Genomic DNA, 12,126 nt, shown 5'->3' with positions numbered 1-12,126 from the left:
AAAAAGTCACAGCCGCCGATAGCTCCGGTGGTCGCGAACGAACGGAGGTCAGCGATGCAGACGCTTCTACTTAACAAGAATCAAGTGAGGCGGCTCATCGACTTGAAGCAAGTCATCGGCGCTGTCGAAGACGCCTATAAAGCCTATAGCAGCAATCAGGTCGAGCAGCCCTATTACATCGGGATTGGTCTTCCTGCGAGGCGGGGAGAGGTAGATTTCGAGCTGGGCTATCACAAGCAGGCTGAAATCATTTCGATGAAGGCACACTCCGGGGGATTTACCCGAAATCCTGAAGAGCATGGCGTGCCGAACAGCATGGGGACAATTCTCCTTTTCGATGCCAGGAGCTGTGCATTGATCTGTGTCATGGACGGAAGCCTGATCACGGCGCTCCGCACCGGGGCCGCCGGAGCCGTGTCCGTAAAAGCGCTTGCAAGACCGAACGGCCGTATTGTCGCTTCGATCGGCACAGGCAGTCAGGCGAGAATGCAGATCCGGGCAATCAGGGAGGTCATACAGATTCAGGAAATCCATGCTTGGAGCCGCACCCCTTCGGCTTTGTCCGACTACAAGAACGATATCGAACGCGAATTCGCAATTCCCGTAATCATCGCCCCCTCCAAAAAGGAGGCTGTTGAGAGAGGCGACATTGTGATCACGACACCGCGGGGCAAAGGTGATGTCGTACAGGCTGATTGGGTGAGGCCTGGCACGCACACAGTTGCGATCGGTACGGATCAGCGGGGCAAACAGGAGCTGGACCCAGAACTTTTCAGACACGCCAAGATCGTTGTTGATTCCGTCCAGCAATGCACACAAAAGGGTGAAACGTGGCACCCGCTGCAGAAGAGCATTATCACAATGACCGATATTCACGCTGAAATCGGAGAGCTCCTGTTGGGTACAAAGCCCGGCCGGACAAGCAATGATGAAATCACTATTTTCGATTCCACCGGCATGGCGATACAGGACAACACCACAGCCCGAACAATCTACGAAAACGCCATTGCCGCTAATGTCGGCACCTTCTTTTCCTTTTTCGGATAGCAGCTATGAACAGTTTTCCGACGATACAGGATATCCTCCACGCCCGCACCCGACTGAAACCCCATGTCAGACACACGCCACTACTGCGCGCGGACAAGATTGGGGAGACCGTTGGCTGCAAGCTCTACCTCAAGCCTGAAACCCTGCAGATCACCGGAGCCTTTAAAATAAGAGGGGCGCTAAACAAGGCTCTTTCGCTTTCCAGGGAAGAAATCGCAAACGGCATAATTGCGACATCGTCGGGCAATCATGCACAGGGACTTGCCTATGCCGCCAGGATGCTGGGTGTGAGGGCGATATTGGTGCTGCCTGTTAACACGCCCAAAATCAAGATTGAGAATACAAAGGCCCTTGGGGCGGAGGTCGTCTTATTCGACGGCGACACTGCGGCCAGATGGGAAAGGGTCTATGAAATCGCTTCAGAAAACCACTATGCCCCGATTCACGCATTTGAAGATCCGATTGTCATGGCCGGACAGGGAACGATCGGCTGTGAAATCCTAGATGATCTCGCTGACGTGGATACAGTCATTGTGCCGGTCGGCGGCGGCGGACTGATTTCAGGGATCGCCACGGCCATTAAAGAGACCAGACCCAGTGTGCGCGTGATCGGAGCGGAGCCCGCGCTGACACCAAAGTACTTTCTCAGCCGTATCAACAAGAAGCGGACCTCGCTACCCTTGCAAAACACGATAGCAGATGGTCTGAGAATCAGCGTTCCAGGCCAGAACCCTTATCCCATCATCGAGAAATATGTCGACGAAATCGTCCTCGTCGACGATCACCATATTGTCGAGGGAATGCGCGCTTTGGCAAAGGACGCAAAGCTCATTGCCGAACCTGCAGCCGCTATCACGATCGGCGCTTTGCTTGGGGGGGCACTCGACGTCAAGCCTGAAGAAAAAGTCTGTGCCGTCCTTTCCGGCGGAAACTGGGATCTGGGCAATCTCGCAGCAGTCTATGTTGACAGGTGACTCCCGCGAAACTCGACTGATTGCCTCATTACGGGGACAATCAGCAAACCAGCTACAAAGTTCTGTCAGATAGGTTTGGTCGCAAATTCACCTTCGAACCCGGTCAAATCGTATGAGCATAACGTTCTTAGCTCTTGAAAGGGGATCGACCTCCGGAAACCGTTGTTCGCTGCGAAAGGCCGCGGGTCGGTTCAAAGCACCGTTTTAGGCACGGCGCCTTCAGCCGGCACGATCTTCCGCCCCAGCCGCTACACACTGATCGCCACTCCACACCGCCATGCGCGCAATGATGCGTTCAGCCTGTGGGCCGAAACCGCCCATCTCGTCTAGGACTTCAACGCGATGGCGCAGAGTCTCGAGGACCTGGCGGCCGATATGAAACTCTGGAACGCCACAATCGCTCACGAATTACGCACCCCGCTCACGATCCTTAAGGGCCGTCTCCGAGGGATGATTGATGGCGTGTTCGAACCGGACGAAACTGCGCTTCAAGCCCTGGTCATGCAAGTGGATTCGCTGGCGCGGCTTGTCGAAGATCTACGCACCGTGACGCTGGCTGACAGCGGCCATCTTGACCTGTGCCTCGAGCCCGTGCGGCTGAAGCAGGAAATCGAACAGCTCGGTAACCTGGTGGAGCAGGAGCTGCGGAAGGAGCGTTTCGAACTTCGGCTCAGTCTCGCCGATATCGTGGTTCAAGCCTATGCGATGCGGATTCGGCAGGTGCTTCTTGCCCTCGTCACAAATGCGCGTCGTCATGCCGTGCGCGGTGCCATCGATGTGATGCTTGGCGTAGAAGACCGCGTCACCCGCCTGCGCGTTATCGATGAAGGTCCTGGGCTCGGTTAGGATATCGCGCCCTGGGCCATCGAACCCTTCAGAAGATACACCAGGAGCGGTCATCATGGAAAAGGCCGGCAACGGACTTGGTCTCTCCGTGGTGCGCCCGATTATCGAGGACCAAGGCGGCACGATTCGGTATGCGCCATCCGCCAAAGGCGGCGCGATGTTCGAGAATCCGCTCGGCCCGCCGGTCGCCTGACCACAGTCGCCGGGCTTGACCGACGGAAGTCGCCTCCACGCTTTCTCCACAACGCCTCCATGAAACAACAAAGTACTGCCAATACGGTCCACGCTGCGGAAGTGGTCGCGGTTTCAGCCCGCTGTCAGCCCTGCGCGATCAAGACCTCTGATGGTGAAAACAATGACGGTGTCTGTCGACCCGAATAACGTCACGCCCCCTCCCCGCCGCACGTGTGTCGGTGGTTCATTCTCATTGCGGTCATGCTGGCATTTTATGCCCGTTGTAATCGACATGACGATCCTTCATATCGCCGTGCCGTCGCTGACGCTGCGGGCCTCGACGACACAGGTGTTCTGGATCATCGACATTTATTCTCTCCTGATGGCCGGATTGCTCGTGCCGATGGGAACCGTGGCCGACAGGATCGGCCACAGGAAAATGCTTCTGACCGGCCTGTTTGTTTTTGGCGTTGCTTCCCTCGTGGCTGCGTTTTCGGTGACGCCCTGGATGTTGATCACCGGGCGTATCCTGCTTGCCTTCGGCGCGTCGATGATACTGCCTTGCGTCCTAGGCATCATCAGGCGCACCTTCGAAGACCCGGGGGAGCGCGCGATGGCGCTTGGTCTCCGGGGCACGGTCGGAGCCGCCGGTGCAGCGGTCGGTCCAATGGTCGGCGGCGCGCTTCTCGAGCATTTCTGGTGGGGATCGGTCTTCCTGATCAATATTCCCGTCGTGCTCGTCATCATGCCGATCATCGCTCTCATCCTGCCGAAAAAGGAAATGAATTCTTCAGGCAACTGGCAGATAAGCCAGGCTCTGCTGCTAATTGTCGGTCTCATCGGATTGGCTTATGCCGTCAAAACCGGTTTCGCCGGCAAGGAACCCTTGTTGATCGTCGTGCTCGCTCTTCTTATCGGCGCGACGGCTCTAACGATTTTCGTTCGCTCCAAGCTCTCCGTGGCGAAGCCAATGTTTGACGTAACCCTCTTTTCCCGCCCTGCGATCGTCACGTCGGGTGCGCTGGCAGGTGTCGAACTCACGCTTGCCCAGGAGTTGCAGTTTGTGCTCGAAAAGTTGCCGCTGCAGGCAGGCCTCTTCATGCTGCCGATCATGATTGCTGCTGCTGTCGGCGGTCCTTTCTCCGGTTTCCTGTCGAACCGGCTAGGGCTTCGCACGGTCGCGAGCGCGTCCCTACTGTTTTCCTCTCTGTGCCTTCTCGGGCTGGCGCGAATGGACTTCCATGACCCCGGCTTCATCGTACCAGCATGCCTGATGCTGCTTGGACTATCGCTCAGCATCGGCCTTACGGCTTCATCAATCGCCATCATGGGAGCCGTGGAGGCTGAGGAGGCAGGGGCTGCCGGTCAGGAGCTTCGCACCGGCCTCGGCATAACCTTCTTCGGCGTGGCGCTGTCAGCAATCTACATGGGTGCACTGGTTCTGCCGGCAGGAGTTCCGGCTGAGCTTGCAGATGCTGCTCGCCATTCGACCCGAGATACCTACGTCCTGGCAGGTAAGCTGCCCGAAAACGTCACTGCGGCACTGGTAACCGCCGGCGAGAGTGCCGTTTCGCAGGCGCATGCGGTTCTGTTGACCGCGGCGTGCACGCTGATCGGCCTGCTTTCGGCAGCCGTATTCCTTGCCCTCAACAACGTCAAGGCGGTCCACTGAGCCCGTCTTTCTCATTCGCCAGCGCCAATCTGGCGAGATGACCAATCCCATCAAGGAGACCATTGTGATGTCAGCCATCAACACCGACAATCTCAAGGCTGTTAAGTATCCCCTTCCGATCCGCTGTCTTCACTGGGTAAGAGCCTGCCTCATCATCGGGCTCATTGCATCGGGCTGGTATATGACGCGCCTGCCGGAAAGCGATATGGCAACCGCCTCGATCTTCTATCCCAACCACAAGCAGTTCGGCATTCTCGTCTGGCTGATTGCGATTGTCCACCTTGCGCTTCGCTCGCTCTACGCAACGAGCATGCCGTCAGCGCCCTCGGCTCTCGCGCCGTGGGAGAGAATCCTCTCACATGCAGTTCACAAGCTTCTCATTCTTCTCACACTCCTTGTTCCGCTGCTCGGCTATTCTCTGTCCAGCAGTTTTTCGCAGAGTGATGGTATCCCGTTCTTCTTCATTCCGCATCTGCCGGAACTGCTTCCCAAGAACGACAATGCTTTTGCTGTCTTCCAGACGCTGCACAGGTACAGCGCCTACGCCATTCTGGTGCTAATCGGACTCCACGTGCTGGGAGCGCTGAAACACCGACTGATGGACAAGGGCGGTCCGACCGATGTTCTTACCCGCATGGTTTGATGCGGTCGGGAGCCAGCCACGGGACGACACGCCGGGCAAACGGCGTTGGCAATCACCCCTAACCCGGGTTGTTGTGCTGATTTTGCCGGCGCAATTGCCGGGAAGGGTCAACATCCTGGACAGGCCATGTTTTTCTCGAATCTAAACATGCCGCTATCGTTGGAATCAGAGTCGTACGTATCGTGCGGGTCAGGATGCCGAGAATTATAATATTCGACGATCTTGAACCCGCACTTATTGACGTAGAAGTGAATGTTGCGCTTTTCGAAAATAGGGCGTGTGCGTCGTCCACAGGCGGGTTTCAAGATACCGCCGCTCGATCTCTTTCCACGCTTTTTGGCCGACACCCCGGCCATGCTCATCCGATTCCACATAGAAAAAGGCGAGCTCATTTTCATGCGTCTTGTCTTCTATTGTAACGATCGCACCTTCCACCCACTTTCCATCGGCGAGAACGCGAAGCATGACAGAGCCAACCAACACGCAGGTTTTGATGCTGCTGGTATTCGCGATACCAGTTTCTCAGCGCATTCTTTGTCGGATAGCCCAATTGGCGGATCGTCGCCTTAACCCGCTTGCCAAGCTGGATATATAGCTCAACGGCGCGAATTCTATTTGCATGGGAATACATGAACTACCTCCGGTGGTCCAAGTTTTACTCCGCATCCCCCAAGGTCCCGTTTAAAAGCCGATTGACAAATGGCATTCTATGGCGCTTCCGCACAGGATCGTCATGGTCTGAAATCCCTAAGCGTTATGGTGTTGCAACGACTTGCTACAACCGGTTCGTTCGTTGGCGACGGGCTGGTGCCTGGCATCGACTGCTGGAGGCCGTCTATCAAGCCTATGACGATGATATCGTGATGATCGACAGTACCTGTGTCCGCGTTCACCAGCACGGAGCCACAGGAAAAAAGGGGATGCCGACGATGGTTGGCACGGGACGTTCCCGTGGCGGCCTCACAAGCAAAATCCACGCGATTGTTGATGCAGAAGGCCGTCCGATCAAACTTTGCCTGACAGGTGGACAGGCCGCTGATTGTTCACAGGCTGAGGGGCTCTTAGAATGCATCAAAGAAGGCGGTACGCTGCTTGCGGACAAAGCATACGATACCGATACGATCCGGAAGACCGCAGCGGAACGGAAAATCTGGGCCAATATTCCTCCCAAATCAAACCGTAAGGACGTATTTGCGTTCTCGCCATGGGTCTATCGCCAGAGAAACTTGATCGAGCGCTTCTTTAATCGCATCAAACACTATCGTGGCATCGCCACGCGTTACGACAAGAACCCGGACATTTCCTAGCCGCTCTCAAACTGATCGCTGTCCACATCTGGTGCATCAGTTTATGAGTCTACGCCGTAGTCAAATCCGTCCACAGGGCTGAGATATTTAAAGAGTATTATCGCGCGCCATATTATTACGATGCGCGATAAAAGATCATGATTTTCAGAACTTTACGCTAAGCTTGGCCTTACCCGAATTCTGATTAAAGCTCGAACCATACTGACCAGAATATTCAAGACCCAAGGTCGTCTGGTTGCCGAGATCAATATCAAAACCAGCCTTGATAATCGCAGTATCCTTGGCAATTGGTGCACCAGCCACTTCAAATACTGTTCCAGCATCAAATGCAGCTGCAGCAGTCGGTATAGTGTCGCCATAGGCGTGCTGCCAGCCGACTGTTCCGTTGAGCTTGGCATTCATGCTGCCAAACACGACAGGAGCAGAAGCACGAAGACCAAGCGTAGTGAACGTAGTTGTCGTTGTTTCTTTTCCAATCTGCAGCGCAGCATTGCCGCCATGCTCGTTAAAGCGGTCTGTTTGCAGACGCACCACAGCAACATTCGCAAATGGCTCAATCGCTGTTCCATTCAGATCGAAACGATGTGAGAGTTCACCAAAAGCCTGGAAGGTATTTGCGCTGTAATCCGCATCAAGACTCTCTGAAAAGCCCGGGAAGGCGACAAAACGATCAGTTTCGATTTTGTGCCAGCTATAGGCAACGCCTGCTTTGAACAGTGTCGCGTCCCATTGAGTGCCACCATAGATACCCAGATGATAATTATCGCTGTGGCCCGACGAGTTGCGATCATTCACATCGAAGTTGGTGCGGCTATATCCTGCGAGAGCACCCAGCCTCCAGTTTTCGACAACTTCCGCATCATAACCTGCAACGAAGCCACCCGTGGATTGCTTCAACTTACCGGCATTTCCGTCAGCTCCGGTTTCACTCCATTGACCGAGCGCCTGTCCCCAGATTGCTGCGCGCGGTGCGGAAATCTGAGCTGAATCAACATCCGTTGCGACCGACGAGGATGCAGCATTTCGCTCACCACCAAATGCTGCACCAATGCGGTCCATAACTGCATTTCGAACAATGGAACTGTCATTGATGATCGCAGTTCGCGTTGAAGCATGAACTTCACCCGAAAGAGCATTGAATGCGCGGCGCGCATTGTCTTCGCTGTCCTGCATGACGACCGTGTCGTAAACAGCGTTGCCAGCACCAAGCTCTTCCACAGCGAGGGCTACCGACTTCTGATTACTTGTCTTTACTGTAGCAATGAAGTCGACATCGTTACGAGCGATATCGAGGTAAACCGCATTGGCGTCATAAGCCAAACCGAGATCTACGAAAGGCATGTTCTGGCTCATATCGCCAAATGTACCTGTGATGCCGCCTTCAGCACTCAGAATGGTGTAACGCTTGCCCGGCATATAGGTGCCAGCAGCCTTTTCTACATAAACCTTAGCGCCACCAAGCGCTGCCGTTCCACTCACATCGATACGGTCACTTTTACCGGCGGCATCAATTTCAGCAACATAAGTAGCTCCCGCATCAAATGCCAGATTGCCGGTAACCTTCAGCGTGCCAATAGAATTGCCCGGCGCTATGATACTGCCAGCACCAGCGTAAAGTCCGCCGATGAAGCCTGCGCCACTAAGATGTGCGCCGTTTTCAACGCTAACCGTGCCGCCAAGGAATGCACCTGAATGGGATGCATCACCGATGACCAGACCGCCTTCTTTTACAGTTGTACCACCTGTATAGGTGTCGGCACCATTAAGAACCAGAACACCTGAGCCGGACTTCGTAAGGCTGCCAGTACCGTCAATGTTGCCGTCAAAACGCGTATTGGCAGACTGGTTTACAGTCAAAGCTGCAGAACCAAGGCTCAATGTTCCGCCCTCACCCATCAGCGACGACATGCTCACATTGAAATTATTGAGATCAAGCTTGCCACCATTCACGGCGAAAGCCGTGTTGTTGACGAATGCACCATCTACACCAGCCTGAAGCACACCGCCTTCAACCAAGGTTCCGCCCGTAAAGGAATTTATATGATCCAAAACGAGTGCACCATCACCTTGTTTTACGAGTGAGCCCTGCCCATCAATAGCACCGCTTAAACTAAGTGAAGCCGTTGGGGCCGAAACGTTGATCCATCCAACCGATTGTAAATAGATTGATTGGCTGACAGCGGTTGTAGAGGATGTCAAAGTCGCCCATAAATCGTTTGTATTCGTGGTTCTAAGTCCACCATTATTTAGTATAATTTTAGCACTTGAAGAACCAAGCGCTTCTGCTTCGTCAAATACTACAGTTTGCCCGTCTGAAATCACTAGCTCTGAAAAACGGCTATGATCATCGATGCAATATTCAGACGCACTACTTAATGAAAGATGTGCAGCGTTATGACAATCCAACTGAACTTTAAAGACGGCATTCGGATCTGTCGAAAAATCTAATCCAGTGTCCGTACCCAGCCTTGCAGCCACTGATGGGTCTTGAAGGCCCAGAGCAGTGGTAATTTGAGTGGTCGTGAGAACAGGTTTTCCATCAGCACCAACCATCTGACCTAAATAAACATCAGATCTATCATTGTTTCTGGAAAGATAAAATTCCTTAAGTTCAGCAGAATACCAATTAGCCTTTGCTCCAGCTTGAGCCGCCTGCTCAGTTAGGTTTGAATCGAATGTTAAACGAATGCCGCTACTTTCATTCTCCGGATCAATCATTTCAGATATTGGCATTACCCAACCCATTTTAACGTTTATCGGGTTGTGGTCAGATAATGCACCCTTAGCGTTAAGTGTTCTAAGGGCTACATCGGCTTTAAAATCATCTGCCGTTTTCATGTCGTAAAACCATTTTGCATAAGGCCTATTTATAACAAAATGATCTATCTGTGTACGATCCCATCTTTGAGTACTACCCCAACACCCTCGACTAGTCGTGCAGCCATACCCTGGATTGGGCCATGTATAATTCGAATCTTCGTCTTTTTGATAGGCGAAGGGCTCACGTTCAACATCCGAACGAAAAACTTGAACGCTTTTTTTAAGAATGCTCATAGTCGTCGGAAGATTATCAGCCGTAGGGTAGATTTGGTTGGGACGAAGACCAGTAGCCGAAGTATCACCTGCATTAAAATCGCCCCCCATGACAGTAGGCAGTCGAAAGCCATCCGCCATCTCGCCTAAAAGCAATGCGTCCGCAACGATATCACGTCGTGCATTTGTACCGACGGATCTATCATCTCCTTTAAAATGAACAGAGACGATATCGAAGTCTTGATTACCTTTTCTAATTCGTACTGATGGGTGCGGCTCTTCCGTCATTTGAAGACCTGTATTAATAGGTACTAATCTAAAACTATTCGTATCAAATGCATCACCGCCGACGAGAGACGCAATGCCATGCCCATCATGAAAGCTATGATTACCGACTATTTTATCTAAAGCTATACTTCTGTTTTCCGCGATAGTTTTAGCAAGAGACGTTCTCGAATTTTTATAGTCTTCCTGGAACAATAAAACATCAGGATCGTAGCTGGTAAGCCATTTAGCGAAGGCACTTTCAGCGCCCACCGCCATGGATGCAATGTTAAAGGCGAATAGATTTAACTGATAGTCACCCTTTGTGTGATTAGCTTCGCCAGCGCTAGCCTGATTAACCGCAGTCGAGGCATATAATATTGTAGCCAAGAAAATTAACCATTTCGATATTGTTTGCATTTGTGACCCCTAAATGATGGTGTCTCCCCATTTAACTGGATCGTATGTCAATAACATTACAAAAAGAGTGATTCACACACGATGGACTTTTAATAAAGTTATCATTTGATAGCTTTTCCAATCGCAATAATTGGATTTTGATTAATTATTTTAATAGTTTATTAAATTCATAAGCCAAAATTTGTTATATCTGTCATAAATATTACATTTAAAATTAATATAAAATTACAAAAATGCCCTTTTAGTGGAACTGATTAATAGTAATCAAAATGAGCGACTTTAATATGCTTGAGCACGGTAGGGAATTAATGAATATGTCATATAAGGATGATAAAAAGAAAGAAGTACGACAGAAAAAGATAATTCAATGGATTGAAAATAGCCACTTTGTTTCTCTTGATGAGATCGCTCAGCGTTTCAATATAACAACACAAACGGCCAGACGTGATATCTACGATCTCGCACAGAAAGGTAGTGTTAGAAAACTTCACGGTGGGGCATCAGCATTGGCAATGCTTGATACTGACACCTATCGTCAACGTAGGATTGATAATAATATTCAAAAATCTAGTATCGCACAAATCGTATCAAATATCATTCCAGACAATTCAAGCATATTTCTTGATACTGGAACAACATGTGAAGCAGTCGCCAATTATTTAACTTCAAAGAATAATTTACGAATTATCACGTACAGTTTAAGATCTGCAGGTATTATCAGTGAAAAAACAGATTTTACTTTAGCAATACCAGGCGGAATTGTTCGACCATTTGATGGTAGCATATTACCCCATAACGCTAACGAATTTATAAATCGTTTTAAGTTTGACTTCGCAATCATCTCGGTAAGCGGTATCGATAAAGATGGTGACTTATGTGATGATGATCAGAATGAAGTAACAATCGTTTCTTCAGCAATTCAGTTATCAAAAAAAGTCATCCTAGCCGTTGATAGCTCAAAATTCGGCAAAAGTGCTATGGTAAAGCTAGGTTCATTAGATGATATAGATATTTTGGTAACTGACAAAATTCCAGATGATGAATTTATGCAATCTGCAAATTATACCAACATTCAAATTTTCACCTAGACTTTGATTTTTTATATGGAGTCCAATCCACCCACAGTGGTTCTACTGCAATCTCATATTTGCGAACTGCAAACATCCAGTATCGTAACAGAAAATAGATTTTCTGCACGATTATTCGATAAATAATTGAAAAACCACCGACAGGGTATCTGGAAACATGTCGGTGGTTATCTATTATTAATTATTTTCCAACTTTACTAAGAATTGCGAACAAATCCGTTATCGATTGATTTTCGAGCTCTTTCACAATCTGCTTCAAAAAAAGGAGGGGTAAATTTTTCGACGCGGGTATCGGGTCCATTTAAACGCCGAAGCACGTAACCGCCCGATGGTTACCGTGGGGAATATGTCTTGGCACGTTCGGCGACTTCTGTAAGCATTCGCTGCGGACCACTTGTGTCTTCTGTGGTTGCCGCCCGTTGTGCAAGAAGTTTCTGACCTTATGAACATGTGATCGAGTGCGGTCTTCTGTCAGGCCTTTATATGCGGCATTTCGAGAGACCGCTGGCCGGTATGGTGATCTGCGGATTGGGTCCAAATCTTACGACGTAGACTCATAAACTGATGCACCAGATGCGGACAGCGATGAGTTTGACAGCAGCCAGGAAATTGGCCGGGTTTTTGTCGTAACGTGTTGCAATGCCGCGATAGTGCTTGA

10 protein-coding genes and 1 pseudogene are annotated in these 12,126 nt (G+C 50.8%); 9 read left to right on the top strand and 2 right to left on the bottom strand.

Annotated features, from left to right (window positions below; genetic code table 11):
- Positions 1-54: 54 nt before the first annotated feature.
- The 6 genes from ABE527_RS14960 to ABE527_RS14935 all read left to right on the top strand — a co-directional run bounded on the left by ABE527_RS14960 (position 55) and on the right by ABE527_RS14935 (position 5,356).
- Entirely contained in the window at positions 55-1,047 is a 993-nt protein-coding gene (locus tag ABE527_RS14960) for an ornithine cyclodeaminase family protein (protein WP_499697394.1), read from the top strand.
- Between the two features lie 5 nt (positions 1,048-1,052).
- A complete protein-coding gene (locus ABE527_RS14955) occupies positions 1,053-2,021 on the top strand; it encodes a threonine/serine dehydratase family protein (RefSeq protein WP_499697393.1) in 969 nt (322 codons plus the stop codon).
- Between the two features lie 342 nt (positions 2,022-2,363).
- Positions 2,364-2,867: a histidine kinase dimerization/phospho-acceptor domain-containing protein gene (locus ABE527_RS14950; protein WP_499697392.1), complete on the top strand. Its 504-nt coding sequence runs from the start codon at positions 2,364-2,366 to the stop codon at positions 2,865-2,867.
- 55 nt (positions 2,868-2,922) lie between these two features.
- The gene (locus tag ABE527_RS14945) at positions 2,923-3,060 is read left to right on the top strand and encodes a hypothetical protein (protein WP_499697391.1); all 138 of its coding nucleotides are present in this window, start codon (positions 2,923-2,925) and stop codon (positions 3,058-3,060) included.
- Between the two features lie 234 nt (positions 3,061-3,294).
- Positions 3,295-4,713, top strand: a complete 1,419-nt coding sequence (locus ABE527_RS14940) for an MFS transporter (RefSeq protein WP_499697390.1) — start codon at positions 3,295-3,297, stop codon at positions 4,711-4,713.
- A gap of 67 nt (positions 4,714-4,780) precedes the next feature.
- Positions 4,781-5,356: a cytochrome b gene (locus ABE527_RS14935; protein WP_499697389.1), complete on the top strand. Its 576-nt coding sequence runs from the start codon at positions 4,781-4,783 to the stop codon at positions 5,354-5,356.
- A 234-nt stretch (positions 5,357-5,590) separates the two neighbouring features.
- Here the strand turns inward: ABE527_RS14935 and ABE527_RS14930 are convergent, their stop codons facing one another.
- Positions 5,591-5,821 carry a GNAT family N-acetyltransferase gene (locus tag ABE527_RS14930; RefSeq protein WP_499697457.1) on the bottom strand — a complete coding sequence of 77 codons (231 nt, stop codon included), beginning with the start codon at positions 5,819-5,821 and terminating at the stop codon, positions 5,591-5,593.
- On the opposite strand from ABE527_RS14930, the gene ABE527_RS14925 reads away from it, so the two are divergent.
- Both ABE527_RS14925 and ABE527_RS14920 read left to right on the top strand, forming a co-directional pair.
- The gene (locus ABE527_RS14925; RefSeq protein WP_499697460.1) at positions 5,820-5,951 is read left to right on the top strand and encodes a hypothetical protein; all 132 of its coding nucleotides are present in this window, start codon (positions 5,820-5,822) and stop codon (positions 5,949-5,951) included. The two genes, ABE527_RS14930 and ABE527_RS14925, sit on opposite strands and share 2 nt — an antisense overlap.
- Positions 5,952-6,045: 94 nt before the next feature.
- Positions 6,046-6,710: pseudogene (locus tag ABE527_RS14920) on the top strand (IS5 family transposase); the annotation flags it as partial.
- A gap of 97 nt (positions 6,711-6,807) precedes the next feature.
- On the opposite strand, the gene ABE527_RS14915 reads toward ABE527_RS14920, so the two are convergent.
- Positions 6,808-10,380 carry an autotransporter domain-containing protein gene (locus ABE527_RS14915; protein WP_499697388.1) on the bottom strand — a complete coding sequence of 1,191 codons (3,573 nt, stop codon included), beginning with the start codon at positions 10,378-10,380 and terminating at the stop codon, positions 6,808-6,810.
- A gap of 269 nt (positions 10,381-10,649) precedes the next feature.
- Here ABE527_RS14915 and ABE527_RS14910 point away from each other — a divergent pair, with 269 nt between their 5' ends.
- Positions 10,650-11,468 carry a DeoR/GlpR family DNA-binding transcription regulator gene (locus ABE527_RS14910; RefSeq protein WP_499697387.1) on the top strand — a complete coding sequence of 273 codons (819 nt, stop codon included), beginning with the start codon at positions 10,650-10,652 and terminating at the stop codon, positions 11,466-11,468.
- Positions 11,469-12,126: the final 658 nt, after the last annotated feature.

The sequence above is a fragment of the Brucella sp. TWI432 genome (assembly GCF_039674445.1).
Lineage (GTDB): Bacteria > Pseudomonadota > Alphaproteobacteria > Rhizobiales > Rhizobiaceae > Brucella > Brucella chromiisoli.
Note: the sequence above shows the minus strand (reverse complement) of the source record. Positions and strands in the feature narration are given on the sequence as shown.